The following is a 24,493-nucleotide window of genomic DNA, read 5'->3' as shown; positions in this document are numbered from 1 at the left end:
CGGGCCTTTTTTTATGAACCGATCACCGTCAGGCCGATGGATCGCGCGGAAGAGCGTAGGCTTTCCATCAATACGTTCTGGCCCGGCGGCGGCGTTTCGGCATTGCGCGCCAGCAATGCGATATCGCGATTGGCATTGGGAATGGACAGCGGGCGCAGCCGTACTTCGTCGCGGTAAATGCCCTGTCTGCGGGCAAACAGATCCGGCAGTACCGCAACCCCAACCCCCGAGGCCGCCATCAAGACAATGGAATCAAGCGTTGTGCCTTCATATTCGTCCGAAACCACGCCACCGCACTCGGCTGCCAGCGCATAGACGATACGCGACAGGCGGTGGCTTTGGTCAAGGGTCAGGAACAGCCGGTTCTGCAAGTCGGCCGCTCTGACGCCCTGTGGGTCTTGTGCCAGAACGTCGTCAACGGCCACCGCGACCCAGAGGGGTTCGTTGAACAAACGGTGCTGCACGGTATTGGGGTGATCTTCGGGCGTTGACAGGATCAGATCAAACCGACCGGATTTCAGACCCTGTTCCAGATCGCGGGTGTTTTCCTCGCGCACGACAATGCGCAACCCCGGGCGCAGGCGGTGCACCTCTTTGATGGCTTGCGGCAGCAGGTACGGCCCGATCGAAGGCAAAACGCCCAGTCGCAACCTTCCTCCGACAGGCATATCGTTGGTCATGGCGTGGCGCAGGTCCTTGACCTCGGCAAGGATCTTTTGCGCGCGCGAGATGAACTCTTCCCCCTTTGTCGTCACCTGAATTCCGCCGCGGTTGCGGTCAAAGATCCGAACGCCAAGCTCTTGTTCTACGGTCGCAATTTGCGCTGACAGGCTGGGTTGGCTGACATTCAGCACCTCGGCGGCCAAACTGAACCGCCCGAGGCGGCTGACCGTGACGATGTATTCCAATTGGCGCAAGGTTGGACGCATTTCATAGCCTGAAACTATGTTAAACTTAAAAAGATAGTATTTGGCGAAATCAATTTTGCAAGGCACCTAGCCCTGAAACGAGGGATCAGGAGTCAAGTATGCCCGGAGTGATCGAGACGCTGTCCAGCAATCTGCTGGTGCCCACCATTTTGTTTTTTGCCCTAGGGCTTCTGGCGGCTTTTGTGCGCAGTGATTTGTCTATCCCGGCGGGCGCGGCCAAGTTCATGTCGCTTTACCTGCTGCTGGCCATCGGGTTCAAAGGCGGTGCCAGCCTGGCCGCGCATGGCATCCACCTGCAACTGTTCCTGACCCTGCTGGGCGGCGTGGCCCTGTCCTTTACCATCCCCTTCGTGGCCTTTGCCCTGCTGAGGGTTATGACACGGCTGGATGCGTTGAATGCAGCGGCGGTCGCAGGGCATTACGGCTCGATTTCGATTGTCACCTTTGTCACCGCCACCAGCCTGTTGGATCTGGTAGGTCTTGCCCATGACGGGTTCATGGTGGCGGTTGCGGCAGCGATGGAGGTGCCGGCCATTCTGTCGGCGCTGTGGCTGGCGCACAAGACCAGCGGCAATGGCGTCAAGGATGACAAGCTGTGGCGTGATCTGCTGGCCAATGGATCGATTGTGCTGCTGACCGGGGCGTTCCTGATCGGAGCCATAACCGGGGGTGAAGGCATGCAGATGATCGCGCCTTTCATCGTAACGCCTTTCACTGGCATCCTGTGCCTGTTCCTGCTGGATATGGGGCTTTCGGCTGGGCGCAGCCTGATCAGCAATCGCGACAAACTGTCGGTTGGCCTGTTCGCCTTTGGCGTATTGATGCCCCTGATCGGCGCGCTGATGGCCTGGGCCGTCGGTGCGGTGATCGGATTGCCGCAAGGCAGCCTGTTCCTATTCATGGTGCTGTCGGCCTCGGCGTCTTATATCGCGGTTCCGGCCGCCATGAAAATCGCACTGCCAAAGGCCGAGGCCGGGATTTATCTGACCCTGTCGCTGGGGGTGTCCTTTCCGTTCAACATCACGGTCGGACTGCCGCTCTACCTGTGGTGGGTCAGTTGACGAGCAAGACCGCCTCGACCCGGCGGTTCAGCTCGCGCCCTTCGGGGGTTGCGTTCGAGGTGAGCGGGGACAGATAGCCGACGCCCTGCGCCTCGATCCGGTCGGCGGCCACACCATGCGCATCAATCAGACGGGTGCGGACCGACTCGGCCCGGCTTTTGCTGACCGCGATATTGGCCTGCAACGCGCCGGTGTCATCGGTGTGCCCCACCAGCGCTAGGCGCATCTTGGGGTTTTCGGCCAGATACCCGGCCAGCAGGGTCAGAGAGGCGTATGTCCCTTCGCCCAACGCAACCTCACCGGTTGGGAAATGCAGATCGTCCAGTATCACGTGACCCGATGTTGCCAGCGCCTCAATCAGCCCGCCCGACCCCTCGACTGCCTGTTCGATCACGACCGGAACAGGGTCCGGTGCATTCTGGGGTGTGACGCGGATCATCTGGACATACCCGTCCGGGGGGTTGCGGCTGACCAACAGGCTGAGGGCAACAGGCCCCTTGGTGGCCGACAGGAAACGGTAATCCTGAATGGCGACATACATGTCCGGGGTCGGAACGACCTCGGTGCCAAAGCGGAAATCGAAGCCGCCACAGGCGCGGGCATCACATTCGAACAGAATCTTGTAGCCCTGCGCCTCGATCTGGTCGCGCAGCGGGGTCAGAAGCTGAAGGGTTGTGCTTGAGCCCGCCTGAAGCCGCCACGTGTAGCGTTCAACCCGGCCTTCGAGGGTGTCAGCAGGCACCGCGCCATTCGCATAAGGCCCCGTTGGCAGGTCATAGCTGTCCAGCGGCGAGGTACGGTCGCTGATCTGGCGGGCGCTGGCTGGCAGGGTCAGGTCCTGCGCCAGAACCGGCCCCGCCAGCAGCGTGGCGATAAGGGCGGCTGATCGGATCATCGAAACTGCGCGTGATACTCGGGGTTGGGTACCATTGCCGTGGCACTGGCCACCCGGTTGGACATGTTGAAGAACCCGGCAACATTGGCGATGTCCCAGATGTCGCGGTCGGAAAAGCCTGCGTCGCGCAGGTTCTGGCGGTCGGGCTCTTCGATCTCGGCGCTGGCGGTTGTCATTTTGGCGGCAAAGTCCAGCATTGCGCGCTGCCGGGGCTCGATCGGGGCAACGCGGTAGTTCATCACCAGCATCTCGCCCAGTTGCGGGTTGCCCGAAAGCTGCCGGACCGCCGCACCATGCGCGACCAGACAGTAGAAGCACTTGTTGATCGACGACACGACTACGGCGATCATCTCGCGCTCCAGCTTGGACAGGCCGCTGTTGGCCAGCATCAGATCGTTATACATCGCCGTGAACGTGTTCAGCTTGTCGATATCGAAGGCGTTCGCTTTCAGCACATTCGGCACCATGCCCAGCTTTTCGACACAGATATCAAAATATTTCTGCGTTTCCGGCGGCAGCGGATCGACCATGGGCAGGTTCAGCGCGGTGGGCATGTCTTTCTGTGTCATGGCGACCCCTTTTGTTCAGACAAGGTGACGGTAATGGTATTCACTGGCGATCTCCATCCCGAGGGCGCAATAGAGACCATTGGCACCTTCATTGGCCTTGGTGCAGATCACACTGAAGGTTTGAGCGCCGTTGTCACCTGCCCAAATCGCCGCGGCACGCATGGTCCACTGACCCAGCCCCTGACGGCGGTGCGCGGGCAGGATTTCAAGCGCATGCAGCATCGCGACATCGCCATGCATCGCCACGAAGGCTGCGCCGCTGGGTTGGTCGTTGTGGCGCAGCAGCAGACCGGTTTTGGGACCCTTCGCGCGCTCCATCACCGCCAGACGTTCGGGCCCGATCCCACCAGCTGCCCAGATTTCGCGCATGATTTCAAGCGGCTCCCAGACCGAAAACACCATGACCGGAGGGATCGGCTGATCGGTGAGGTGAGAGACGGGGCACGTATAGATGTTGACCGGATCAAGGATGTCATATCCCCGTTGCGCCAGCTTTGCATCCAGCGCCTCATCCCCCGGGCGCAGGCAGAAGATGGATTTCTGCCCCATGGCCTGCATCGCGGCCTCGGCCGCGTCGATATCTGCATCACTGGCCGGGGCCAGCGCATTGGCTGCAGAAACACGCGAGCCGCCGCCCTGCCCTTCGCGCAGCTGAAACGGCCCCAGCCTGCGATACCGCGCGGCAGGCCATGTGCCGTCGACGATGTCCGCCCAGTCGCCGCTCAAAGCGCAAGCTCTTTCGCCAGACGGGTCATGGCCGCGTCAATCCGACTGCCATCGGTGCCGCGCACCACCACGTTGGCCCCGAAGGCCCCGTTGATCTGAAACGGATAGCAACCGATGGACAGATCGCTGAAATCCTCGGCCAGCGCGGACAGGTTTGCGGCGATATCGCCTTCGCCCCGGTCCACGCGCAGGGTTTGCGACAACAAGGGGCTGCCACCGGTCAGTGTGGGCAGGACGCTGGCGACCATGGCCTGAAACACCAGCGGCACCCCGGCCATCACATGCACGTTCTTCAGGGTGAAACCCGGCGCCGTCGAGACCGGATTGTCGATCAATGTCGCGCCATCCGGGATACGCGCCATGCGCAGGCGGGCAGCGTTCAGTTCCAGCCCGGATTTGTCGTAATGCGCCTGCAACAGCGCGCACGCGTCGTCGCGAATGTCAATCGGGGTGTCAAAGGCGCGCGCAATGCAATCGGCGGTAATATCGTCATGGGTCGGGCCGATGCCGCCGCTGGTAAAGACGGTGTCGTGGCTGTCAGACAGCGCTTTGACCGCCGCTTCGATGGCGGGGGCGTCATCGCTGACGATGCGGACCTCTTTCAGATCGATGCCGTGTTTTGCCAGCTCCTGCGCCAGATAATGCATGTTTGCATCGCGGGTGCGGCCCGACAGGATTTCATCCCCGATCACCAGCATTGCTGCGGTTGGATTGGCCATGGCGCGGACTCCTCTTGATCGTCTTCAGGGGCAGGTATAGGCCGTGAGACATGCGTTTTGGAACCCCTCTTGTCCCCGCCCGCCTGATCCGTCGCTACAAACGCTTTCTGGCCGATTGCCGTTTGGAAGACGGGCACGAAGTGACTGCCCATTGCGCCAATCCGGGATCCATGATGGGGCTGGCCGAACCGGGCCAGTTGATCTGGCTTGAGCCCAATGACGACCCGAAGAAAAAGCTGAAATTCGGCTGGCGGCTGGTGGATCACGAAAACGGGCATTTCACCGGGGTCGATACTTCCGTCCCGAACCGCGCCCTGCGGGCAGCGCTTGAGGCGCGCGAGATCCCCGAGCTGGCCGCTTATGACACCGTCCGGCCCGAGGTGAAATACGGGCAAAACAGCCGTATCGATTTCCTGCTGAGCGGCCCCGGCCTGCCAGATGCCTTTATCGAGGTCAAAAGCGTGACGCTGTCCCGCCAGCCCGGTCTGGCCGAGTTCCCCGACAGCGTCACCGCCCGCGGCACCAAACATCTGGGCGAGCTGGCACAGATGGCAGCGCAGGGGCACCGGGCGATCATGCTGTACCTGGTGCAACGCACCGATTGCGACCGGTTCGCGCTGGCCGCGGATATCGACCCGGCCTATGCGGCGGCGTTTGAGGTCGCGCAGGCGCAAGGGGTAGAGCGGATGATTTGCGGGACGCGGATTGCGCCGGATGGGGTTTGGGTTGACGTCAGTACCTTTCCAGTAATCAACCAGCATGACCCTGGCCTGCTGACGTAGCCCAAAATGCGCGCGATTGACTAAGGAGCACTGATTGAGACTGTTTGGCGCGCGTCTAAGACGCAGCAACCGCTTGTGCCATGAGTTTCAAATGCCTCATATCTGTACCGCAGCACCCTCCTATCACTGAAATTGACGGGTTGTTATGCACGACGTCCGCAATCTCTTGCCCAAGCACATGGGGGTCACCTTCGTCTAATTCCTCGGCCTCATCCAGTTCCGCATGAGAGCAACTTGATGCGTTTGCGACAACGCCTCTTAGTCTTGGATGGCGATTTAGCGCATCGGAAAAGTGGGTCGGATGGGCACAATTGACCATGAAGAACTGCGCAGCCGCATCCGTGGCGACATCGATTTGATCCAGCGCGTCTACAAGCTTTGTTCCATCAGCCAGACACCCGTCGGTTTCAACTACCAATGACATCACTATCGGTAGTCCCAAATCCTGCGCAGCCAGAATGCAGCCCGCTGCTTCGCTAGGTCTGTTGAACGTATAAGCTGTCACCAAGTCGACACTGGTTTGTTTCAAAACGGCAAGCTGCGCACTGTGATACTGACGGGCATCATCGATCGACATGGCCGGAACGTCCGCATAGGGATCGTGGCGTGGGCCGACGCAGGCAGAAACCAAAACGTCATCTCGACCAGCGCTCTGACGCACGTCTTCCATTAACGCGACAGCATCCCGGTTTATTTCATCCAGTTGTTCGGCATCGTAACCCAGAGGAGCAGCCCGATCAGCATTGGCCATCCAAGTCGGTGCATCAAGTATACAACCCACTTCCATCTCGCCCGCCAACTGAACAAGCGCGTGCATCTGACCTGCCAGGACAGAACGGGTTTCTGGGTTCTCTAGCAATGGAAATGAGGCAAATCCCGGCAAATCTATGCCGTGGTTAAAGATCAGATCCGTGCCAGTTCCGGCAAAAACCAAATACTTTTTGTCTGTCTCGTGCGGGAGCTGTCGTGGCACTTCAGTGCGCTCCTTTAGTTGTTGGAGTTCATCGCAACAATAACAGGGCAGAGGCTGTCTGTGAAATTTGCTGTGTAAACTGAACAAACGCCAATCCGTTATGCGTCAACGCAATGGTCGATGGGTCAAACCGGATTTGAAACCTAACTTCAGTTCAAGTTCTTGAACTCTCGTGGTTCTGCCCCATGTGCCGCCTGATACACTGCGCCCTCTGGTACTTTCTGCACAAGCAGCGTAAAAGAAGTGCCGCGCGTAACATTTGGAGCTTTGCGTCGATGAAAGAGCATCGTGGCCGCCTGACCAAGGACGGTATCCGCATCTATGAACAGGGTGATTTTGCCGGGATGCACGCGGCGGGCGCTCTGGCGGCGCGGATATTGGATGATATCGCCGCGCATGTCTTTCCCGGTCAGACCACGGGTGCGCTTGACGGGCTGATCACGCAGATGGTCGAGGATGCGGGCGCGACCTCGGCCACGATCGGCTATAAAGGATATGAGCACGCCAGCTGCATCAGTGTGAACCATGTGGTTTGCCACGGTATTCCCAGTGACAAGAAGCTGAAGGATGGCGATATCCTGAACATCGATGTGACCGTCATCGTGGATGGCTGGTTCGGTGACACCTCGCGCATGTATGTGGCGGGCAAACTGCCGCGCAAGGCCGAGCGTCTGATCCAGGTAACCCATGACGCACTGTTCAAGGGCATCGAGATGGTCAAGCCGGGCAACACGTTCGGCGATATCGGCCATGCCATTCAGGCCTATGTCGAAGCGCACCGGATGAGTGTTGTTCGCGACTTTTGCGGGCACGGTCTGGGCCGCGTGTTCCACGCGCCGCCGAATGTGCTGCATTATGGCCGCCCCGGCACAGGCGCGGTTCTTGAGGAAGGCATGTTCTTTACCATCGAGCCGATGGTCAATCTGGGCCGTCCCGAAACCAAGACACTGGCCGATGACTGGACCGCCGTGACCCGCGACAAGTCGCTGTCGGCACAGTTCGAGCATTCGGTGGGCGTAACGGCGGATGGGGTCGATATCTTTACCCTGTCGCCAGGCGGCAAGTTTCACCCGACCTATTCGTCCTGATCGGCGGCCTGTTCGCGCAGGAGTTTCAGCAGCATCGTCTCAGCCCCCCAAGGGGTAACCGCATCGTGGATGAACACCGGCGCGCGCAGGGGCTTGGGGTCAGGTTTCGCCATGACCTCGGCGTCGCGGGAGACTGTCCAGACAAAGGGTGTCAGAGCATGATCCATGGCTGCACCCTAGCACAGTTGGGAGTCAGAGTCCCAACAGCGGGTGCGCCTGTGACATATCCGTGATCACCTCGGCCCCAAGATCGGCCAGCCTGTCACCACCGCCATGCGGCGCGTAGGCCAGACAGCGCATATTGGCCCGGATTGCGGCTGTAACGCCATTGTGGCTGTCTTCGATGACCACCGGGGCCTGTGCGCCAAAATTCTCGGCCGCCAGTTGGAACATCTTTGGATCAGGCTTGCCGGTGCCAAGCACATGGGCCGAGAACATCACATCTTTGAACCGGTCCCAAAGCCCATTCTGGCCCAGCGTGATCTGCATCTTGTCCGGGCTGCCGTTTGAGGCCACGCAACAGGGGATGCCCCGCTGATCCAGCGCCGCAAGCAGGTCCGCGACACCCGGCACCAAAGGCACACCGGCGCGCAGGCGGTCGTAGGTTTCGGCATAGACCTGATCAATCCAGTCTTCGGGAAGATCAGCGCCCATCGCACGCGCCTTGTCGCGCACCCCGACCATGGTTCCGCCCACAAACAGGGACATGCATTCGGGCAAGGTCAGGTGCAGGCCATAGCCCGCCAGATTGTCCGCCAGCACCTGGTTCGAGATCACCTCGCTGTCGACCAGAACGCCATCGCAATCGAAAATGACCAGATCATGCACTTTGATCACCGTTCCGCATCAATGAGATATAGGTGTCGCCATATTTGCGGCTGTCGTGCAACGTGAACCCGGCCGGAGCCTGCATCCGTGAGTTTTCTTCCCAAACCAGCAGCGCATCATCCGCGATCCAGCCATTGGACAGCGCGGCGATGGCTTTCTGTCCCATGGCCTTGCCATAGGGCGGGTCCAGAAAGATCAGATCGTAGGGTGCGCCCGGATTTTCGCCCAACCGGGTTGCATCGCGGCGGATCAGGTCGGTGCGCCCGGCACTGCGGGTCAGGTCGATATTCTTGCGGATCAAACCCTGCGCCACGCGCCCGTCATCAACGAAGGTGACATGTGCCGCGCCGCGTGACAGCGCTTCGAGCCCAAGCGCCCCGGTGCCAGCAAACAGGTCCAGCACGCGCAGGCCGTCGAAATCGATCTGATGGGCCAGCACGTTGAACAGGCTTTCGCGCACCCGGTCGGTGGTCGGGCGCAGATGTGCGCCCGCATCGCCCTTGCCGATGGGGGTCAGGGCGCGACCGCGGAACTCTCCGGCGATGATCCTCATGCCTTGAGCAGCGGTTTAAGGTCTGCATCCGGGTCGGCCACGACGGCCGGGTCTGCCGTTTTTCCCATCTCGATCAGGCGCTTGCCAACCATATAGGCGCGCGGATCGTTCATCGCGTCGACCGCAATCAGCTTGTCACCGTTGTAATACCAGAAGGATACGGTCTGCCCTTCGCCCTGCCGCGTCACCACGCGGTCATATCCGGTGTTCAGGCCCGCGATCTGAAGCTTGACGTCGTATTGATCCGACCAGAACCACGGGGTTGCCACATAATCCTTGGCCGCGCCCAGCATGTTCTGGGCCACGATCTCGGCCTGATCAATGGCGTTGGGGACGCTTTCCAGACGGATGCGGCCTTCGCCATGCGGAAAAGAGGCGCAATCGCCAGCCGCCCAGATCGACGGGTCGGACGTGCGGCCATGGGCGTCGGTCCTGATGCCGTTATCCAGTTCCAGCCCGGCCATCTCGGCCAGCTGGGTCGCGGGTGCAATGCCGACGCCAACCACTACAAAATCAACGTCCAACTTTGTGCCGTCGGTCAGAACCGCGCCGGTGACCTTGCCGTTTTCGCCGATCAGACGATCCAGCCCGACACCCTCGCGGATGTCAGCGCCGTATGCACTGTGCAACGCGCGGAAATAATCGCTGGTCTCGGGCGCTGCGACCCGTTGCAGGATACGGTCGGCCATTTCAATCAGAGTGACCTTGACGCCGCGCTTGGCGCAGACAGCGGCAGCTTCGAGCCCGATATACCCGCCGCCCACGATCAGCGCGCGGGCGCCTTCGGTCACTTTGGGCTCCATCTCGTCGATATGGGCCAGATCGCGCACCACATGCACACCGTCCAGATCGCCACCAATCGCGGCAGGCAGGCGGCGCGGGTCCGATCCGGTGGTCAGCGCCAGTTCGTCGTAAGAGATAACCTCATCCCCCAGGGTGACCGTTTTGGCCTTGGGGTCGATACCGGTGACGCGCTGACCCAAACGCAGGGTGATGTTGTTTTCCGTGTAAAAACTTTCGGGCCGCAGGAACAGACGCTCAAGCTCCATCTCGCCCAGCAGATAGGCTTTGGACAGGGGTGGGCGTTGATAGGGCAGATGCGGCTCGGCCCCGATCAGAGTGATCTCACCCGCAAACCCGTCCTTGCGCAGACGAGCCACCAAAGAGGCGCCTGCCTGCCCCGCGCCGATCACGACAATATGGTTCATGCTTTGCCTACCCCGTAGTTTTCAAGTGGTCACCGTGTTCAGACCACCTATATTGCGGCTAAGCACATTTCTGCAAATCCAAACGACAGGAGCTGAATAATGATTTCAACAGGAGATACCCTACCCGAAGCAACGCTGATCCAGATGGGTGCGAACGGGCCGGAAGAGGTGCGGATTTCAGACAAGACCAAAGGCCGCAAGGTGGTGATCTTTGCCGTGCCGGGGGCCTATACCGGAACCTGCACGACCGCCCATGTGCCCAGTTTCATCCGCACAAAGAAACAGTTTGACGCCAAGGGCGTGGACGAGATCCTGTGCCTTTCGGTCAATGATCCGTTTGTGATGCAGGCGTGGGGGCAATCCACAGGCGCGACCGAGGCGGGGCTGACCATGGTGTCGGACGCAGCGGCAGAGTTCACCAAGGCCATCGGCATGGATTTCGACGCGCCGCCCGTGGGGCTTTTCGCGCGGTCCAAGCGGTATGCAATGCTGGTCGAGGATGGCACGGTCACGGTGCTGAATATGGAAGAAAACCCCGGCGCCTGCGAGATTTCCGCCGGTGAAGGCCTGTTGGATGTGATCTGATTTTGATCGGCCCCGGTCCGACCGGGGCCTTTCGCCGCCAATTTAACTTGAAGCACCGCCCCAGAGCGCGAATACTTGGCGTATTCATACGGGGAGTTTTTCATGAAACTTAACGCGTTCTACCTATTACTGTCCGGCGCGGCCCTTTTGGCGGCCTGTGGACCGGTCCCAACTCAGCAACAGCAAGCTGCACGCCAGCACGAAATCGCCTGTCTGGGCGGAACGTTGGGCGGGGCGCTGATCGGGGGCGCAATCGGCAACCAGTTTGGTGGCGGATCAGGCAAGACGATCCTGACCGCAGCGGGCGCTGCCGCTGGCGGCATCGAAGGTCAGAGATTCGCGTGCTGAGGAGGTCGATATGAAACAGCTAAGCCTAGTGATGTTCATGGTGGCTTTGGCCGGTTCGGGTCACGCCGAAAGCGTGGCTGAACTGCACGAAAACGAGTTGAAGGCCATCGACGCCAACAATGACGGGTTCCTGTCCAAAGACGAGTTCGATGCTTTCTCGGATTACGCCTTTCAGACGATGGACGAAGACAGGAACGGCACTTTGGGTCAGGCCGAGGCCAAACCGTTCATGGACATCAAACTGTTCCGCAACGCTGACCGAAACGGCGACAACGTAATCTCAAGACCTGAATTTGACACCCAGATGGGCGAGGATTTCCTGTCTGCCGATCAGAACGGGAATGGTCAGCTTGATTAATGGCAGGAGCATGAGATGAACAAATGGCTCGGTTTGACAGCGCTGGCGCTGGTTGCGGCCTGTGACGTGCCGCAGGCCCCGTTGGTGACAGGCCCGGACGGGCAGGCCCGCATTCAGATCAACCTGTCTGGCCTGACCTGCTATGAAAACAAGTGTCTGGATATCAACCCGGCCGCGCGCAGCGTGCGTCAGATCGGAAACAAGACCACGGGCATTCCAAGGGCAATTGACGTCAGCGACGGCACTGTCACGCCTGCCGAGTTCCGGCAGATGGGCACTGCCGCATCGCTGGCTGGCGGTGAAGGGTCAGGCCGCAACGATCGCTAGCACAGACTGTCCATCTTGCGGGCCAGCTTGGCATCCAGCGACGACAGGCCGCCCACGTCATGGGTGGACAAGACAACCTCGACCGTGCGGTAGACATTGAACCATTCGGGGTGATGGTTCCACTTCTCGGCCCAGATTGCCACCTGTGTCATCCAGCCGAAGGCATGGACAAAATTGTCGAAAATGAAGGTCTTGGTGATCGCATCGCGGCCTTCAACCATGGTCCAACCGTTTTTGAACAGCGGATCCAGCAGCGGGCCACGGGTTTCGGTCGACAAGAGTTCGGTCATTGCTGTTCCTCCGGGTTCGATTTCCTGAACGGGCCGTAATCCGTCAGAATCTCGATCTCTTCTTCCACTGCGTGGCCTTCGGCGTCCAGATATTTCTTGACCGCATCAGCAAAACCCGGATCGCCCACCCAATGCAAGCTATGCGTGCGTGTTGGCAGGTACCCTCGCGCCAGCTTGTGTTCGCCCTGTGCGCCTGCCTCGACCCGGGCCAGACCTTGGGCAATGGCAAAGTCGATTGCCCTATAATAGCACAGTTCGAAATGCAGGCAGGGATGATGTTCGATGCAGCCCCAATAGCGCCCAAAAAGGGTTTCACGGCCGATGAAGTTCAACGCACCCGCAATGGGAAAGCCATTCCGTTCGGCCAGCACAAGGGCCATGTCTTCTGCCATCGTGTCCTGTGCAATATCAAAGAACTGCCGCGTCAGATAGGGTGAGCCCCATTTGCGCGATCCGGTGTCCTGGTAGAACCGCCAGAACGCGTCCCAGTGTTCGGGGCGCAGCTGGTCACCGGTCAGAGTGCGGATCTCACCGCCAAAACCACAGGCCTGCGCGCGTTCTTTCCGGATAGTCTTGCGCTTGCGCGACGACAGCGCGCTCAGGAAGTCGTCGAAATCTGAATAGTTATCGTTCAGCCAGTGAAACTGCTGCGATCGGCGCAGCATCAGGCCCATCTGTTCACCAGCAAGGGCTTCGTCTTCGGTACAGAAGGTCACGTGAAGGGACGAAACCCGGTTGTCAGCCGCAAGCTGCACCGCCCCCTGAACCAGCGCCGACATGCCGATCCGTTCATAGCCCGGACGCACCAGAAACCGCCGCCCGGTTGCCGGGGTGAACGGCACCGCGATTTGCAGTTTGGGGTAATACCGCCCGCCCGCGCTTTCATAGGCATGGGCCCAGCTGTGATCGAAGATATATTCACCCTGGCTGTGCGATTTGGCATACATCGGGGCCGCCGCGATCAACATCCCGTCATGATAGGCGGTCAGGTATTGCGGCTGCCAGCCGGTGCCACGCCCGACCGAGCCGCTGTCCTCCAGCGCCAGCAAAAAGCGATGTGTGGTAAAGGGACCAAGCGGCCGCCCGCCATCGGCAGCTTCGGGGCAGGCGCAGGCATCCCACTCTGCCTCTGAAATCTGCGACAGAGCGCCCAGTACCTGAATCTCGATCTGTGCCTGATCCATATGTCCTCCGCGCCTGTCCTTTATCTGTGACCGCACGGAGGGGGTTCAAGTCGAATGCGCGGCCAAATAGCCTTCGAAGGTCACATTGTCGGCAACCTTGCGGGCTTCTGCCTCTTGTTCGGGCGACCGGATTGTCCAACACAGGATCGGCACGCCCCGCGCCTTGAGTTCCGCCACGCGGGGGCGCGACAGGTCTGCGGCTTCGTGGCTGATGAAACTGGCGCCGACACGGTCGAAATCCGGGATATCGCGCAAGTGATCGCAGACGCTTTGCGGCAAAAGCTCGACACTGGGCTCATACGCGCAGGTCGTGATCCCGCGCGGCAGATGCGGGGCCAGCCGCGCCAGTTCAGCGACCGAGTTGGGATTGAAGGACATCAGGGCCACCGGGCCTTTGTAGCCCTGCAACGCGCGTACGGTGTCGCGTTCAAGCGCGCCCACCTTCGTGCCCATCGCCCCGTCCTGATCCTTTAATTCGATCAGCAACGGCACCCGGCCCGCGACAATTTCCAGCACATCATCCAGTGTCGGAATGCCGTCATCCCCATGCAGAAGCGGCGTGCCAGAGGCGGCCAGTGCCGTGACCTGCTGAATGGGGCCCGACTGCCCGGTCAGACGGGTCATGTCATAATCGTGAAAGACCATTGCCTGGTCGTCCGATGTCAGTTGAAGATCGATCTCGATCCCGTAGCCAGCTTCAATCGCGGCACGAATGGCCGCCCGGCTGTTTTCCGGGCGGTTCTTGGTAATGTCGTGCAGCGCCCGATGCGCAATCGGGGCCTGCAAAAACACATCTGGTAGGGGCGGCGTCATTCGATTTCGAAAATGCCTTCGATCTCGACCGCGACACCCAGCGGAAGCGACGCCGCGCTGACGGCGGAACGCGAATGGCGACCGGCATCGCCCAGCACCTCGACCAGAAAATCGGACGCGCCGTTGATCACCTGCGGCTGTGCCGTGAATTCAGCGGTCGAGTTCACGAATCCGGTCAGCTTGATCACGCGGACCAGCTTTTCGATATCGCCGCCGCAAGCCGCCTTGACCTGTGCCAGCAGGTTGATCGCGCAGACACGCGCCGCCGCAGCCCCGGCTTCGACATCCAAGTCATCGCCCAGTTTTCCGGTGATCAGCTTATCAGTCTTCGAGATCTGGCCAGATACATAAAGGATGTTGCCGACACGCACGAAAGGCACATAGTTGGCCGCAGGCGCGGGCGCGTCTTCCAGCGTTACACCGAGGCTTTCCAGTTTGGCAGCGATGCTCATTGCGAGGGTCCTTCCCTAAATTCAACTCTGCGGGACGCTAACCGGGAAGCACGGATTGGGAAAGACGGAAACCGGTAAATTTCGGCCTTCCTGCGATCTGAGCGTATCTTTACTGAAAATTCACTGTTGATCGACGGTCACTTTACCCCACCGTGATGAACAGGTTACACGCAAGGTGTTTCATTTAAGACCTGAAACGACTATGTGACTGCAACTTGTGCCGCTCCGGCACGTGGATTTTGGTGGATTATTGATTGAATGTCCGGCAGGCGCATATGCCGGGCCATTTAGGAGAGACAAAGATCGTGTCGAGCAGATTTCGCCTGAAACACCTTGTTTTACTGTCGCTCATGGCCGTTGTGTCCGCCTGTGCAACCACGCCGCCCGAGGGTGCCTCGCGCAGTGACGTGTTTGACCCGTATGAAAATGCGAACCGGGGAATTCACAAGTTCAATCTGGGTGTTGACCGGTTTCTGTTCCGGCCGGCCTCGAAAGGCTATGTCAAAATCGTTCCTGACCCGATGGTCACCAGTTTCAGCACTTTTGCCGAAAACATCTCGCTGCCCGGTCAGGCTGTTGACTACCTGCTTCAGGGCAACCCGAAACAGATGGGCAACGCCCTGCTGCGCTTTGTGATCAACATGACCGTTGGTGGCTTTGGCCTGTCTTCGCCCGCTGATGAGCTGAACCTGCCACCGGTGGACACGGATTTCGGTGAGACCCTGCATGTCTGGGGAGTGGGTGAAGGCGCTTATATCGAGCTGCCATTCTATGGCCCGTCGACCCAAAGGGATGCGATTGGGGTTGTGGTCAACCTGTTCTCGAACCCGATCAATTTCAGCCCGACCCGCCCCACCGACAACCTTGGCGTCTACGCCGAGATCGTACGGCGCATGGGAGATCGGGGCCGGTTCTCGGACACTGTCGATTCCATTCTTTACGAAAGTGCTGACAGCTATGCGCAGGCCCGCCTGATCTATTTGCAAAACCGCCGCTTCGAACTGGCAAGAGATGACGAAGACGCCTATCTGGACTTGTATTCTGACCCCTATGCCGAAACCGGAACGGACCCGGTCAGGGACCCCTATCTTGACCCCTACGAGGACCCCTATGCCGAATAACGCGTTGAACCGCCGTCATTTTATCGCAGCCGGGCTGGCGCTGGCAGTGCTACCCGTACCTGCCTTTTCCCAGACCGAGGCCGCCGCCAAGGCGCTTGTGACCAGCGTGGTTACCGACATCAACCGGGTGATCGAGTCGGGCAAGTCCGAAAAAGCGATGCTGCGCGATTTCGAAAAGATCTTCGCTCAATATGCCGACGTGCCGATCATGGCGCGCTATGCGCTGGGTGCGGATGCCCGCTCAGCCAGCCCGACCCAGCTGAAACAGTTCACCGCTGCATTTCAGGGTTATATCTCGCGCAAATACGGCCGCCGTTTCCGCGAGTTCATCGGCGGTGAGGTCGATGTTCGCAATGCCCGCAGGATCAAGGCCGGGTTCGAGGTTCGCACGATGGTCAAGCTGCGCGGATCAGCCCCGTTCGATGTGACGTTCCTTGTTTCCGACAAATCCGGCCGCGACAAGTTCTACAACATGTTCATCGAAGGCGTGAATCTGTTGCTGACCGAACGCACCGAGATTGGCGCAATGCTGGATGCCCGCAAAGGCAACCTGAACCAACTGATCACGGATCTGAAAAAGACGGGTTAAGCCGTTTCCGGCACAAAAGTGTGCCGGACAGCTCGTGTTTTTGGAAGTTCAAGAGGGTCGGGTCTGCCTGACCCTTTCTCATGATGCGCGTGCCTGACAGATTTACGGCATGTAGCTGCGAACCAACGCGCCTGCGATCAAAGCCCACCCGTCGGCGATTACGAAAAACGCCAGCTTGAACGGCAAAGACACGATGGCAGGTGGCACCATCATCATGCCCATCGACATAAGCACCGCCGCAACCACAAGATCGATGATCAGAAAGGGCAGGAAGATCAGGAACCCGATCTGAAAGGCACGCGCGATCTCGGACAGCATGAAAGAGGGCATCAACACCGATAACGGGGCCTGGGCAGACAGCTCGACCGCGTCACCGCCGGGGCGCAGGGCCGCCATTGCATAAAACGTATCTGAATCCAGCCGGTTCGCCATGAAGGTGCGAAACGGCTCTAACGCGCGTTCCAGCGCGGGCTCGACCGCCATGGTTTCTTCCATCATCGGGCGTATTCCCGCGGTCCAGGCCTCGGTGAACACCGGGTCCATGATGAAATAGGTCAGAAACAGCGCAAGACTGACCAAAAGCATATTCGGCGGCGATTGCTGCAGGCCGACACCCTGCCGCAGGATCGACAGAACGGTGATGAGAAACGGGAAACAGGTGATCATGATCGCCAGACCCGGAGCAACGCTGAGCACCGTGATCAACAGGATCAGCTGGATGGTGCGGGCCGAGATCGAACCGCCTTCGCCCAGCGACAGGGTTACATCCTGAGCCGCCGCCATCGACGGCAGGGACACCACTACAGCCAGACCCAGCCAGATCACATAGCGCATCAGCCGATTCCGTTTTGCAGATCCGCAATCTCGGTCAGGCGCACGGCCAGTTGCCCAGCCTGATCGCCCTCCATCTCCTCAAGCACCCCGCGTGCCACCAGCTGATCCCCGACATAAAGGTCGACCGGGTCCTCGATCCGCTTGTCCAGGGTCAGCACCGCGTTCTCACCCATGTTCAGCAAGTCCCGGATCAACGGGCGGGCGCGGCCAACCGAAACGGTCACTTCAATCGGAACCGTTTCGAAAGGATTGGGTTTTTCGGTTTTCGGGAACTGGGTGTCATTCATTGGACAAAGCCTTTCTTGCCTCAAAGACGTATGCGTCAAATGCCTGTGCAATGGTGGACAGCAGGGCCGCGCAATCAATCTCGCGCCGGCTTGTGCCGACCTGCAATCGCGCCTGTCCGGGGGCCAGGCCAGGGTCTTCGATGACGCGCGGTGCGGAGTGCAAGGTCTGCGGCAGCAGGGATTGAACGGCTTGCGCGCACCCTTCCGGCACCATGATCTGCATCGGTTGTTCGATTTCCATGCGCGCCATCTCGCAAAGCTGTTCGACGATCCGGGCGGCCAGCCCGCGTTCGACCATGTCAGGCAATACGGTCTGAACCAGGCTTTCGAACATCGGTTCCAGAGACAATGTCATCCGGTTAAGCGCCTCGTGATAGGTGAAGGACATATCCTCAAGCGAACCCGCCAGTTCAGCTGAAACGCGGCCGCGGTTCTGTTCCTGCGCCTGCGCGGCATCCTCCCAACCGGCGCCGTACCCGCTTTCGAACGCGGCAAGGCGTTGTTCCTCAAGCGCTTCCTCGTCCAGATACAGAACTGCTCCGGCGCTGGTTCGGGTGGTGAAATCCTCAAGCAGATGAGCGATGGACATCACACGCGCTCCTCACCTTCTTCAAGCCAACTGCGCAGGATCTCGACCGTTTCTTCCTGTTTGTCGCCGATCATTGCGCGCAACCGATCAACCGGGTCCCCGATGGCACTGACCCCAAGCACGGGAACGGTCCCTTGTTGGGGCAGTGGCGTGAACTCTGCCGTTCCGTCGGCTGCAATTTCACCGGTCAGGACCGACGGGGCCGGTGCCCGTCCCTCCGCAGCTGGCAACAGCGCCGGGACCATCGCAGGTTTCATCAGGATCGGACGGATCACGAACAACGCCAGCACCAGCGACACCAGCGCCAGCGCGGCCATCTGGATCAGTGACATGGCGTCCAGATGGATGTTTTGCCAAAGCGACGAGGAAACCAGCGTGCCTTGCGGCGTGACCACTGGTAAATCCAATGATTTCAGCGTGATGACGTCCCCACGCGCGGCGTCAAATCCCACAGCCGAGGCCACCAGCTCCTCAAGTGCGTCGAGTTCCGTCTGTGGCAGCGGCGTGAAGGATTCAGCGCCCGAGGCATCCACCGCCCGCGTTCCGTTAACCAGAACGGCAACCGTCAGGCGTTTGATCGCACCGGGGGCAGTGTGCACCTCCAGCTCGGTTTCGGAAACCTCGTAATTCACCCGCTCGCGTGTCTGGGTCCCGGTCGAATTCGATTCCTCCCCCCCCGCGCCATCGCCGTCGGGCAGGTTTGAGGCCACCGTGACATCAGATGACTGATTGCGCACGCTGTCGGAGCGTTCCTCGACATCTGTGCTGATCGCCACCCTGCTTTTGGGGTCAAAGCGCCGCTCACGCAGGGATTCTGTCCTGGTTTCGGTATCGACGCTGACCTCGACAACCGCATTCCCCGTACCGACACGCGCTTCGACCAGACGCAGAACCCGTTCCCGCAGCTGCCGTGCCTTCTCATCTGCCATGTCAGCGGCAACGGCGGTGTCCTGCTCGCCAATCACGGACCCGTTCGAATCGATCACAGTCACGCTTTCAGGCGACAGACCACTAACGGCCGAGGCGACAAGAAACCGGATGGCCTTGGCCTGATCACCGGTGATATCCCCCCCCGAGGGCACCAGATAAACCGAAGCCGTCGGTGCGACGCTGCGCTGAAACGGATTGGCAGAGCCATTGGCGATATGAACGCGGGCCTGGCTGATATGCGGGCTGCCCACGATCGTGCGCGCCAGTTCCCCCTCTTTCGCGCGCCAGTAGGCGGCATCAAACATCTGGGATGTGGTGCCGAAGCCGTTCAGCGAATCCAGTAATTCATAGCCCTTGTTGCCGTTGGCCGGCAGACCTTCGCTGGCCAAAGTCATCCGCAGCTCGTCCCGTTGTGCGCCAGAGACGTATATTGATCCGCCCCGAATCTCGAAGGTCACGCCACGCTGATCCAGCGCGCGCACGATATCCCCGGCGGCACCGCTTTCCAGACCCGCGTAAAGCAAGGTCATCGACGGCGCTGTCGCAAGGCGCGACATCCCGAGGATCCCCAGAAACACCAGCACAACCGCACCGGCAACGACGATTTGTTTACGCCTGTCCAAACTTGCCCAGACAGTTCCGATCTGCTGCACGCTCACCTCCGACTCGCCGACATTCTGCCCGGCGCGTCCTCTGTTTGGACGATTGCCCTTAACAATCGGTTAGTCCCTGCAAGGTTATGACAGGGCAGATCACAGGAATGAGGACGTCATGACCGACGCAACGGCTGAACAGGCGGAAACCCCGGAAAAGAAGGGGAAAAAAGGAATGATCGTCGGAGTGATTCTGGCCATCGCCGGTGCCGCCGGTGGGTATTTCCTGACCTCATCCGGGCTGCTGCCTCTGGGAAACAAGGCCGAGAAGGCGGAAAGCCATGACTTGGAAAAGGAAGAACCGGCCAAGGCATTGGCGGATGTTGCCTTTCTCGATTTGCCGCCGGTGATCGTTTCGGTGAATTCCGGCGGCGCGCGGCATCTGAAGTTTCACGCACAGCTTGAGGTTAACGCCCCGTACATGACTGACGTGGAAAAAATGCGACCGCGAATCATGGATGTCCTGAACGGGTATCTGCGGGCCGTCGAATTAATGGATCTTGAGGATTCACTGGCGTTGATGCGCATCCGGGGCCACCTGCTACGCCGCATCGAGATTGTCGTTGGCGAAGGTCGCGTGCGCGACGTGCTGGTGATGGAATTTGTTCTGAACTAGGAGGCGAAATTGGAGCTGATTGCGGATATTTTGCTGGTCGCCGGCGCCATGGGTGCGGGTCTGTATTGTTTTGTGCTGTCGCGCCGTCTCAAGCGTTTTGCCGATCTTGAAAAGGGCGTCGGCGGCGCGGTAGCGGTGTTGTCAACCCAAGCGGAAGAGCTGCGGAAATCACTGGATGATGCGCGAAACGCCTCTGATCAGTCAGGCGACCAGCTTAAGGCGCTGACGGGGCGCGCCGAAACGGTGGCACAGCGGCTGGAACTCATGATGGCGTCAATGCACGACGTCGTGCCCGAAAAAGACGCTGATCCCCAACCCGAGGCAGAGATTTCAGCGACAAGCACCATCACCGAAGTTCCGGAGAGCGTGAAGCACGAAGGCAAACCCGAGCCGCAGGCCAGCGAAGCCGCTGCGCCCCAAGAACAGGCACGCGCACCTGAGGGGCTGATGTTCTTCCGGCATGACCGCAAGCAAGGCGAGGCGCAGGCATGAGCCGCCCGCGGATCAACACTCCCAACGCGCGGCCCCGCGGAGGGGTGCTTGCCGTGATCTCATTGCTGATGATCGGCTCGGCCGCTATCCGCATCGGACTGGAAGCCGGACCCGCCTTTGCCAAACCAGCCAAACCTGAGGCGGAACACGATGAACCCGCCCCGTCCGACACCCGTGACATGCAAGTTTTGCTGACCGAGCTTCTGCGCCGGGAAGAGCGTGTCAAACAAAAGGAAGACATGCTGCGCGAGCGGGAAAACGCTCTGGAAATCGCGGGTCAGGCTATTGAGATGCGCATGGCCGCGCTTGAGGAGGCCGAGGAGTCGTTGCGCACCACTCTGGCGCTGGCGGACAGGGCGGCGGAAAACGACCTGACGCGCCTGACCGATATCTATCAGAACATGAAGCCGAAAGACGCGGCTGCGCTGTTCGAAACCATGGACCCGACCTTTGCCGCCGGGTTTCTGTCACGCATGTCACCGGATGCGGCAGCCGGGGTTCTGGCGGGGCTCAGCCCCGAAGCGGCCTATACGATCAGCGTTGTCATGGCGGGCCGAAACGCCTCGGCCCCTCAGGAATAGTCGCCCGTGTTCCCCGCGGTTGCAACACACATAGCCGGAGATCTCAGATGATTGGAATTGTTGGAATTGTCGTCATTTTCGTGATGGTCTTCGGCGGCTATCTGGCCGCTGGCGGCAAGATGACCATCATTCTGAAATCGCTTCCGTTTGAAATGATGATGATCGGTGGTGCCGCGGTTGGTGCCTTTTTGATCAGCAACGACATCGGCGGCGTGAAACACACGATCAAGGACATGGGGAAGGTCTTTAAAGGCCCGAAATGGAAGCCCGAGGATTACCGCGACCTGTTGTGCCTGCTGTTTTCCCTCATCCGCATTGCCCGCGCCAATCCGGTAGAGGTGGAACAGCATATCGAAGACCCCGGCAGCTCGGACCTGTTTTCGTCCTACCCCAGAATTCAGGCCGACAAGGAAGCGGTTGATCTGATTTGCGACACGATGCGGTCCGCGGCGATGAATTACGACGATCCGCATCAGGTCGAAGAGGTTCTGGAGAAACGGATGGAAGCGAATTTCCACCATGCCCTGCATTCGAGCCACGCCTTGCAAACCGTGGCCGACGGCCTGCCCGCACTTGGAATTGTCGCCGCCGTTCTGGGGGTAATCAAGACAATGGGGTCCATTGATCAGCCACCGGAAGTTCTGGGAAAACTGATCGGCGGCGCCCTTGTGGGTACGTTTCTGGGTGTCTTTCTGGCCTACGGTCTGGTTGGTCCCTTTGCGGCCAAGCTGAAATCCGTTGTCGAGGAAGACAACCACTTCTATCAGTTGATCAAGGAAGTTCTGGTTGCAAACCTGCACAACCACAATGCTGCCATGTGCATTGAGGTCGGACGCCAGAACACACCAACGCACAACCGCCCCGGTTTCTCTGAGCTTGAGGATGCGTTGAAAGAGCTCAAACGGGCCGCAGCATGAGGCAAACCGCGATACTGGTTGCAGCGTTGATCACGCTTGCAACGGCCGCAACCTCTGAAGAGGTGACTGTGCGGTCCGGTGAACATGACGGCTACACCCGGCTGGTTTTCACCGTTCCACCGGATACGGGTTGGGTTCTGAGCCAGCGCAAGAACGGCGCCAAGCTGGCAATTGACCTGAAGGGTGTCACATTTCGGACGGGTTCGGTGTTCGGGCGGTTGACATCAGATCGGCTGGCCGCGCTGTCGCAAGCGCAACCCGGTGGCGCGCTTGAGCTGGAATTCGGTTGCGACTGCACCGCGTCGGCGTTCCTGTTTCGAAACTCGATGATCGTTCTGGACATTGCGCCAGCAATAGCCCTGCCCCCCTTGCTTGCGGAAATCCCTCCGCCGACTCGAAAAAAACCGGCAGCGCCGAAAGCTTCTCCCGCGGAACACAAGCTTCTTTCCCAGCTGGACCTGCCGCTTCTGACCGGGAAGACGCACGGGATCAGGGATCAGTTGTCGACCCGTCTGGTGCAAGGGGCGGACCGTGAGCTGCTGGACCTGAATCTGGCACCTGTCGGACCGCGCCGTTCTGCCTCGTCCGAGGCCGTGACACCGTTACCCGGATTGACGTCGAACATACGCGTGACCTCGGTTCTGGATGATCTGCAGGACATTCTGAACTCTGGTTTGCAGCAGATCGATAACAACCCGGTTTGTATCTCAACGGCTGAACTGGGCTTCACGACATGGTCCGGGACGCGCCCGTTTCCAGAGCAGGTGTCCGTCCTGCGCACCGCCCTGTACAAAGAGTTCGACCGTCTTGACGCGGAAAGCGCGCTGAAATTGGCAAAGCTCTATGCCTATAACGGCTTTGGGGCCGAGGCGCTGAAGGTTTTGCAGTTATTGACCCCCCCATCGGATGAGATTGACCGTGTTAAAGGGATTGCACGGCTGGTGGATGAGCGGCCAGCACAGGTTTCAAATCCATTCAGGGGCCAGCAACGGTGCAACAGCGACATCGCACTTTGGGCCGTGCTATCTGAGGGAAAGTTGGCACCTGATGCACATCTTGAAGCCATCGAACACAGCTTTGCAAAGCTGCCAGAGCATCTTCGCCGCCACCTTGGCACGCGGCTTTCGGATATCCTGACAGACGCGCAGGAACTGGAGGCCGCGCGAAGGATCATGCGTTCGGTCGACCGGATTGAACAGAACCCGTCCCCGAACGCCACGCTGGCCCGTGCTGGCGTCGCCGAAGCCGAAGGCGACAGCGCCCTTGAAGAGGCGCTGTTGACCGAGGTCACGACCTCGGCCGTGGCCAAGAGCGAAGCGCCTTTGGCTTTGGCGCGGCTGGTGGAAAAGCGGTGGTCCGACCGCAAGACTGTGTCTTCAAGGGAACTTGAACTGGCCGCGTCTTACGCGATCGAGTTCCGGCGATCTGAACTGGGCCCGATGATGAACCGCACCCATGCGATTGCCCTGGGTCTGAGCCAGGATTTCGACAGCGCATTCGATGTGATCCAGTCTTTGCCAGACGGTTCGGACAGCAACAGCGCTTTCAACCGTCACCTGCAATTGCTGGCAGAGCGATCAGACGACCTTACCTTTTTGCGCCAGGTCACATTGGTGCAGCAGTCGGGCCGGGCGGCGGTGCTATCCACGGATACCGCGATTGCACTGGCCGAACGCCTGGCCGTGCTTGGCTTTGCCGATCAGGCCGTTGCGCTGGCAAACAGGCCTGAAGATCAGGCCCGGCGGTCAGAGCGTGCCCGTCTGCGCGCCCGTGCGGCGTTGTTGTCGGACCGCCCGCAACAGGCCATGCTTGAGCTGGCCAATGATACCTCGGACGAGGCGCTCGTCCTGCAGGCGCAGGCGTTGGACAAGGTGCAGGACTATGCGGCGGTGGCCGAACTCATGCAGAACCGCGGGCAACAGGAAGAAGCAAACCGATACCTATGGCTGGCCGGGTTACCGGAGGAAAGGATTGGGCCCTCTGACGGAAAGTACGCAAGCCTCAACCAAACCTCCGAGGCCCTTTTGGCCCCGCCGGTTCGCGTGTCAGGCAAGCCGTTGGCGGATGCGGGAAGCCTGCTGGAGGACAGTCTGGCAACGCGGCAGAGGATCGTCGAAATGCTGAACACGGTCAGGGTGGAGTGAGGTTTCCCAGCCAACCGGTCCAGTTGCCCGGATCGTTGCAGGCGGGACGGGG

32 protein-coding genes are annotated in these 24,493 nt (G+C 59.9%); 14 read left to right on the top strand and 18 right to left on the bottom strand.

The window, feature by feature from the left end:
* Positions 1-11 precede the first annotated feature (11 nt).
* Positions 12-929 carry a LysR family transcriptional regulator gene (locus ACR0AD_RS09640; protein ID WP_480484577.1) on the bottom strand — a complete coding sequence of 306 codons (918 nt, stop codon included), beginning with the start codon at positions 927-929 and terminating at the stop codon, positions 12-14.
* A 98-nt stretch (positions 930-1,027) separates the two neighbouring features.
* On the opposite strand from ACR0AD_RS09640, the gene ACR0AD_RS09635 reads away from it, so the two are divergent.
* A complete protein-coding gene (locus tag ACR0AD_RS09635) occupies positions 1,028-1,990 on the top strand; it encodes a sodium-dependent bicarbonate transport family permease (protein ID WP_480487060.1) in 963 nt (320 codons plus the stop codon).
* On the opposite strand, the gene ACR0AD_RS09630 is transcribed toward ACR0AD_RS09635, so the two are convergent.
* Genes ACR0AD_RS09630 through ACR0AD_RS09615 form a run of 4 tightly spaced genes read right to left on the bottom strand, consistent with a single transcriptional unit; the run spans position 1,983 to position 4,899 of the window.
* Positions 1,983-2,885, bottom strand: a complete 903-nt coding sequence (locus ACR0AD_RS09630) for an OmpA family protein (RefSeq protein ID WP_480487058.1) — start codon at positions 2,883-2,885, stop codon at positions 1,983-1,985. The two genes, ACR0AD_RS09635 and ACR0AD_RS09630, sit on opposite strands and share 8 nt — an antisense overlap.
* Positions 2,882-3,454, bottom strand: coding sequence for a peroxidase-related enzyme (locus ACR0AD_RS09625; RefSeq protein ID WP_267365930.1), 573 nt, complete (start codon positions 3,452-3,454; stop codon positions 2,882-2,884). The genes ACR0AD_RS09630 and ACR0AD_RS09625 overlap by 4 nt, the downstream gene beginning before the upstream one ends.
* Positions 3,455-3,469: 15 nt before the next feature.
* On the bottom strand, positions 3,470-4,180 hold the full coding sequence (locus tag ACR0AD_RS09620; RefSeq protein WP_480484573.1) for a GNAT family N-acetyltransferase: 711 nt from the start codon (positions 4,178-4,180) through the stop codon (positions 3,470-3,472).
* Entirely contained in the window at positions 4,177-4,899 is a 723-nt protein-coding gene (locus ACR0AD_RS09615; RefSeq protein ID WP_480487056.1) for a competence/damage-inducible protein A, read from the bottom strand. The genes ACR0AD_RS09620 and ACR0AD_RS09615 overlap by 4 nt, the downstream gene beginning before the upstream one ends.
* Before the next feature lie 50 nt (positions 4,900-4,949).
* On the opposite strand from ACR0AD_RS09615, the gene sfsA reads away from it, so the two are divergent.
* Positions 4,950-5,681 (top strand): DNA/RNA nuclease SfsA, encoded by a 732-nt coding sequence (gene sfsA / locus ACR0AD_RS09610; RefSeq protein ID WP_480487054.1) that lies wholly within the window; start codon positions 4,950-4,952, stop codon positions 5,679-5,681.
* A gap of 55 nt (positions 5,682-5,736) precedes the next feature.
* Here the strand turns inward: sfsA and ACR0AD_RS09605 are convergent, their stop codons facing one another.
* Positions 5,737-6,654, bottom strand: a complete 918-nt coding sequence (locus tag ACR0AD_RS09605; RefSeq protein WP_480487052.1) for a homocysteine S-methyltransferase family protein — start codon at positions 6,652-6,654, stop codon at positions 5,737-5,739.
* 275 nt (positions 6,655-6,929) lie between these two features.
* On the opposite strand from ACR0AD_RS09605, the gene map reads away from it, so the two are divergent.
* Positions 6,930-7,742, top strand: coding sequence for a type I methionyl aminopeptidase (gene map, locus ACR0AD_RS09600; protein ID WP_480484570.1), 813 nt, complete (start codon positions 6,930-6,932; stop codon positions 7,740-7,742).
* Here the strand turns inward: map and ACR0AD_RS09595 are convergent.
* The 4 genes from ACR0AD_RS09595 to ACR0AD_RS09580 are packed head-to-tail and all read right to left on the bottom strand — an operon-like array spanning position 7,730 to position 10,331.
* Positions 7,730-7,909 carry a hypothetical protein gene (locus ACR0AD_RS09595; protein WP_267364635.1) on the bottom strand — a complete coding sequence of 60 codons (180 nt, stop codon included), beginning with the start codon at positions 7,907-7,909 and terminating at the stop codon, positions 7,730-7,732. The two genes, map and ACR0AD_RS09595, sit on opposite strands and share 13 nt — an antisense overlap.
* Positions 7,910-7,934: 25 nt before the next feature.
* Positions 7,935-8,570, bottom strand: coding sequence for an HAD family hydrolase (locus tag ACR0AD_RS09590; protein WP_480487050.1), 636 nt, complete (start codon positions 8,568-8,570; stop codon positions 7,935-7,937).
* Positions 8,563-9,123, bottom strand: a complete 561-nt coding sequence (gene rsmD / locus ACR0AD_RS09585) for a 16S rRNA (guanine(966)-N(2))-methyltransferase RsmD (RefSeq protein WP_480487048.1) — start codon at positions 9,121-9,123, stop codon at positions 8,563-8,565. The genes ACR0AD_RS09590 and rsmD overlap by 8 nt, the downstream gene beginning before the upstream one ends.
* Positions 9,120-10,331, bottom strand: a complete 1,212-nt coding sequence (locus tag ACR0AD_RS09580) for an NAD(P)/FAD-dependent oxidoreductase (RefSeq protein WP_480484567.1) — start codon at positions 10,329-10,331, stop codon at positions 9,120-9,122. The genes rsmD and ACR0AD_RS09580 overlap by 4 nt, the downstream gene beginning before the upstream one ends.
* A 99-nt stretch (positions 10,332-10,430) precedes the next feature.
* Here ACR0AD_RS09580 and ACR0AD_RS09575 point away from each other — a divergent pair, with 99 nt between their 5' ends.
* The 4 genes from ACR0AD_RS09575 to ACR0AD_RS09560 all read left to right on the top strand — a co-directional run bounded on the left by ACR0AD_RS09575 (position 10,431) and on the right by ACR0AD_RS09560 (position 11,949).
* Positions 10,431-10,916 (top strand): redoxin family protein, encoded by a 486-nt coding sequence (locus ACR0AD_RS09575; protein WP_480474293.1) that lies wholly within the window; start codon positions 10,431-10,433, stop codon positions 10,914-10,916.
* Positions 10,917-11,018: 102 nt separating this feature from the next.
* Positions 11,019-11,264, top strand: coding sequence for a glycine zipper 2TM domain-containing protein (locus ACR0AD_RS09570; RefSeq protein ID WP_480487046.1), 246 nt, complete (start codon positions 11,019-11,021; stop codon positions 11,262-11,264).
* A gap of 10 nt (positions 11,265-11,274) precedes the next feature.
* Positions 11,275-11,622 (top strand): EF-hand domain-containing protein, encoded by a 348-nt coding sequence (locus ACR0AD_RS09565; RefSeq protein ID WP_480487044.1) that lies wholly within the window; start codon positions 11,275-11,277, stop codon positions 11,620-11,622.
* Positions 11,623-11,637: 15 nt separating this feature from the next.
* The gene (locus ACR0AD_RS09560; RefSeq protein ID WP_267364626.1) at positions 11,638-11,949 is read left to right on the top strand and encodes a hypothetical protein; all 312 of its coding nucleotides are present in this window, start codon (positions 11,638-11,640) and stop codon (positions 11,947-11,949) included.
* Here ACR0AD_RS09560 and ACR0AD_RS09555 read toward each other — a convergent pair.
* From ACR0AD_RS09555 to ACR0AD_RS09540, 4 genes are read right to left on the bottom strand one after another with little or no spacing between them, the layout of a single operon-like run.
* On the bottom strand, positions 11,946-12,239 hold the full coding sequence (locus ACR0AD_RS09555) for a 4a-hydroxytetrahydrobiopterin dehydratase (RefSeq protein ID WP_209505128.1): 294 nt from the start codon (positions 12,237-12,239) through the stop codon (positions 11,946-11,948). The two genes, ACR0AD_RS09560 and ACR0AD_RS09555, sit on opposite strands and share 4 nt — an antisense overlap.
* Entirely contained in the window at positions 12,236-13,423 is a 1,188-nt protein-coding gene (locus tag ACR0AD_RS09550) for a GNAT family N-acetyltransferase (RefSeq protein ID WP_480487042.1), read from the bottom strand. The genes ACR0AD_RS09555 and ACR0AD_RS09550 overlap by 4 nt, the downstream gene beginning before the upstream one ends.
* Before the next feature lie 45 nt (positions 13,424-13,468).
* Positions 13,469-14,236 carry a glycerophosphodiester phosphodiesterase family protein gene (locus ACR0AD_RS09545; protein WP_480474298.1) on the bottom strand — a complete coding sequence of 256 codons (768 nt, stop codon included), beginning with the start codon at positions 14,234-14,236 and terminating at the stop codon, positions 13,469-13,471.
* The gene (locus ACR0AD_RS09540; RefSeq protein WP_480474299.1) at positions 14,233-14,688 is read right to left on the bottom strand and encodes a RidA family protein; all 456 of its coding nucleotides are present in this window, start codon (positions 14,686-14,688) and stop codon (positions 14,233-14,235) included. The genes ACR0AD_RS09545 and ACR0AD_RS09540 overlap by 4 nt, the downstream gene beginning before the upstream one ends.
* A gap of 350 nt (positions 14,689-15,038) precedes the next feature.
* Between ACR0AD_RS09540 and ACR0AD_RS09535 the strand changes: the two genes are divergently transcribed.
* Together ACR0AD_RS09535 and ACR0AD_RS09530 are read left to right on the top strand one after the other, a co-directional pair.
* A complete protein-coding gene (locus ACR0AD_RS09535) occupies positions 15,039-15,809 on the top strand; it encodes an MlaA family lipoprotein (RefSeq protein WP_480484606.1) in 771 nt (256 codons plus the stop codon).
* Positions 15,799-16,398 (top strand): MlaC/ttg2D family ABC transporter substrate-binding protein, encoded by a 600-nt coding sequence (locus ACR0AD_RS09530; protein WP_480484563.1) that lies wholly within the window; start codon positions 15,799-15,801, stop codon positions 16,396-16,398. Before ACR0AD_RS09535 ends, ACR0AD_RS09530 begins: the two co-directional genes overlap by 11 nt.
* Before the next feature lie 102 nt (positions 16,399-16,500).
* Here the strand turns inward: ACR0AD_RS09530 and fliP are convergent, their stop codons facing one another.
* Genes fliP through fliF form a run of 4 tightly spaced genes read right to left on the bottom strand, consistent with a single transcriptional unit; the run spans position 16,501 to position 19,691 of the window.
* Complete coding sequence (gene fliP, locus ACR0AD_RS09525; RefSeq protein WP_480484562.1) at positions 16,501-17,232, bottom strand: flagellar type III secretion system pore protein FliP; 732 nt, start codon at positions 17,230-17,232, stop codon at positions 16,501-16,503.
* The gene (locus ACR0AD_RS09520) at positions 17,232-17,519 is read right to left on the bottom strand and encodes a FliM/FliN family flagellar motor C-terminal domain-containing protein (protein WP_267364617.1); all 288 of its coding nucleotides are present in this window, start codon (positions 17,517-17,519) and stop codon (positions 17,232-17,234) included. Before ACR0AD_RS09520 ends, fliP begins: the two co-directional genes overlap by 1 nt.
* Positions 17,512-18,108 carry a FliH/SctL family protein gene (locus ACR0AD_RS09515; RefSeq protein ID WP_480487040.1) on the bottom strand — a complete coding sequence of 199 codons (597 nt, stop codon included), beginning with the start codon at positions 18,106-18,108 and terminating at the stop codon, positions 17,512-17,514. Before ACR0AD_RS09515 ends, ACR0AD_RS09520 begins: the two co-directional genes overlap by 8 nt.
* A complete protein-coding gene (gene fliF / locus ACR0AD_RS09510; protein ID WP_480487038.1) occupies positions 18,108-19,691 on the bottom strand; it encodes a flagellar basal-body MS-ring/collar protein FliF in 1,584 nt (527 codons plus the stop codon). The genes ACR0AD_RS09515 and fliF overlap by 1 nt, the downstream gene beginning before the upstream one ends.
* Positions 19,692-19,809: 118 nt before the next feature.
* Here fliF and ACR0AD_RS09505 point away from each other — a divergent pair, with 118 nt between their 5' ends.
* The 5 genes from ACR0AD_RS09505 to ACR0AD_RS09485 are packed head-to-tail and all read left to right on the top strand — an operon-like array spanning position 19,810 to position 24,441.
* Positions 19,810-20,307 carry a flagellar basal body-associated FliL family protein gene (locus ACR0AD_RS09505; protein ID WP_480487036.1) on the top strand — a complete coding sequence of 166 codons (498 nt, stop codon included), beginning with the start codon at positions 19,810-19,812 and terminating at the stop codon, positions 20,305-20,307.
* A gap of 9 nt (positions 20,308-20,316) precedes the next feature.
* Complete coding sequence (locus ACR0AD_RS09500) at positions 20,317-20,799, top strand: hypothetical protein (RefSeq protein WP_480484557.1); 483 nt, start codon at positions 20,317-20,319, stop codon at positions 20,797-20,799.
* Positions 20,796-21,380, top strand: a complete 585-nt coding sequence (locus ACR0AD_RS09495; protein WP_480487034.1) for a MotE family protein — start codon at positions 20,796-20,798, stop codon at positions 21,378-21,380. Before ACR0AD_RS09500 ends, ACR0AD_RS09495 begins: the two co-directional genes overlap by 4 nt.
* A 47-nt stretch (positions 21,381-21,427) precedes the next feature.
* The gene (gene motA / locus ACR0AD_RS09490; protein WP_209505140.1) at positions 21,428-22,297 is read left to right on the top strand and encodes a flagellar motor stator protein MotA; all 870 of its coding nucleotides are present in this window, start codon (positions 21,428-21,430) and stop codon (positions 22,295-22,297) included.
* Complete coding sequence (locus ACR0AD_RS09485) at positions 22,294-24,441, top strand: hypothetical protein (protein WP_480487032.1); 2,148 nt, start codon at positions 22,294-22,296, stop codon at positions 24,439-24,441. The genes motA and ACR0AD_RS09485 overlap by 4 nt, the downstream gene beginning before the upstream one ends.
* The last annotated feature ends 52 nt before the right edge of the window (positions 24,442-24,493 follow it).

The sequence above is a fragment of the Ruegeria sp. BH8 genome, assembly GCF_056538065.1.
The sequence above is the reverse complement of the archived record's forward strand: the minus strand, read 5'-3'. Positions and strand labels throughout refer to the sequence as shown.

Bases quoted from the DNA above. Each gene is read 5' to 3' on its own strand.
- ACR0AD_RS09550 (WP_480487042.1), bottom strand. From the start codon at position 13,423: ATGGATCAGGCACAGATCGAGATTCAGGTACTGGGCGCTCTGTCGCAG.
- ACR0AD_RS09545 (WP_480474298.1), bottom strand. From the start codon at position 14,236: ATGACGCCGCCCCTACCAGATGTGTTTTTGCAGGCCCCGATTGCGCAT.
- fliP (WP_480484562.1), bottom strand. From the start codon at position 17,232: ATGCGCTATGTGATCTGGCTGGGTCTGGCTGTAGTGGTGTCCCTGCCG.
- ACR0AD_RS09540 (WP_480474299.1), bottom strand. From the start codon at position 14,688: ATGAGCATCGCTGCCAAACTGGAAAGCCTCGGTGTAACGCTGGAAGAC.
- ACR0AD_RS09640 (WP_480484577.1), bottom strand. From the start codon at position 929: ATGCGTCCAACCTTGCGCCAATTGGAATACATCGTCACGGTCAGCCGC.
- ACR0AD_RS09530 (WP_480484563.1), top strand. From the start codon at position 15,799: ATGCCGAATAACGCGTTGAACCGCCGTCATTTTATCGCAGCCGGGCTG.
- ACR0AD_RS09575 (WP_480474293.1), top strand. From the start codon at position 10,431: ATGATTTCAACAGGAGATACCCTACCCGAAGCAACGCTGATCCAGATG.
- ACR0AD_RS09630 (WP_480487058.1), bottom strand. From the start codon at position 2,885: ATGATCCGATCAGCCGCCCTTATCGCCACGCTGCTGGCGGGGCCGGTT.
- rsmD (WP_480487048.1), bottom strand. From the start codon at position 9,123: ATGAGGATCATCGCCGGAGAGTTCCGCGGTCGCGCCCTGACCCCCATC.
- ACR0AD_RS09505 (WP_480487036.1), top strand. From the start codon at position 19,810: ATGACCGACGCAACGGCTGAACAGGCGGAAACCCCGGAAAAGAAGGGG.
- ACR0AD_RS09485 (WP_480487032.1), top strand. From the start codon at position 22,294: ATGAGGCAAACCGCGATACTGGTTGCAGCGTTGATCACGCTTGCAACG.
- ACR0AD_RS09595 (WP_267364635.1), bottom strand. From the start codon at position 7,909: ATGGATCATGCTCTGACACCCTTTGTCTGGACAGTCTCCCGCGACGCC.
- ACR0AD_RS09555 (WP_209505128.1), bottom strand. From the start codon at position 12,239: ATGACCGAACTCTTGTCGACCGAAACCCGTGGCCCGCTGCTGGATCCG.
- map (WP_480484570.1), top strand. From the start codon at position 6,930: ATGAAAGAGCATCGTGGCCGCCTGACCAAGGACGGTATCCGCATCTAT.
- ACR0AD_RS09515 (WP_480487040.1), bottom strand. From the start codon at position 18,108: ATGTCCATCGCTCATCTGCTTGAGGATTTCACCACCCGAACCAGCGCC.
- ACR0AD_RS09625 (WP_267365930.1), bottom strand. From the start codon at position 3,454: ATGACACAGAAAGACATGCCCACCGCGCTGAACCTGCCCATGGTCGAT.
- ACR0AD_RS09560 (WP_267364626.1), top strand. From the start codon at position 11,638: ATGAACAAATGGCTCGGTTTGACAGCGCTGGCGCTGGTTGCGGCCTGT.
- ACR0AD_RS09565 (WP_480487044.1), top strand. From the start codon at position 11,275: ATGAAACAGCTAAGCCTAGTGATGTTCATGGTGGCTTTGGCCGGTTCG.
- ACR0AD_RS09495 (WP_480487034.1), top strand. From the start codon at position 20,796: ATGAGCCGCCCGCGGATCAACACTCCCAACGCGCGGCCCCGCGGAGGG.
- ACR0AD_RS09570 (WP_480487046.1), top strand. From the start codon at position 11,019: ATGAAACTTAACGCGTTCTACCTATTACTGTCCGGCGCGGCCCTTTTG.
- ACR0AD_RS09635 (WP_480487060.1), top strand. From the start codon at position 1,028: ATGCCCGGAGTGATCGAGACGCTGTCCAGCAATCTGCTGGTGCCCACC.
- motA (WP_209505140.1), top strand. From the start codon at position 21,428: ATGATTGGAATTGTTGGAATTGTCGTCATTTTCGTGATGGTCTTCGGC.
- ACR0AD_RS09580 (WP_480484567.1), bottom strand. From the start codon at position 10,331: ATGAACCATATTGTCGTGATCGGCGCGGGGCAGGCAGGCGCCTCTTTG.
- ACR0AD_RS09520 (WP_267364617.1), bottom strand. From the start codon at position 17,519: ATGAATGACACCCAGTTCCCGAAAACCGAAAAACCCAATCCTTTCGAA.
- ACR0AD_RS09535 (WP_480484606.1), top strand. From the start codon at position 15,039: ATGGCCGTTGTGTCCGCCTGTGCAACCACGCCGCCCGAGGGTGCCTCG.
- sfsA (WP_480487054.1), top strand. From the start codon at position 4,950: ATGCGTTTTGGAACCCCTCTTGTCCCCGCCCGCCTGATCCGTCGCTAC.
- ACR0AD_RS09615 (WP_480487056.1), bottom strand. From the start codon at position 4,899: ATGGCCAATCCAACCGCAGCAATGCTGGTGATCGGGGATGAAATCCTG.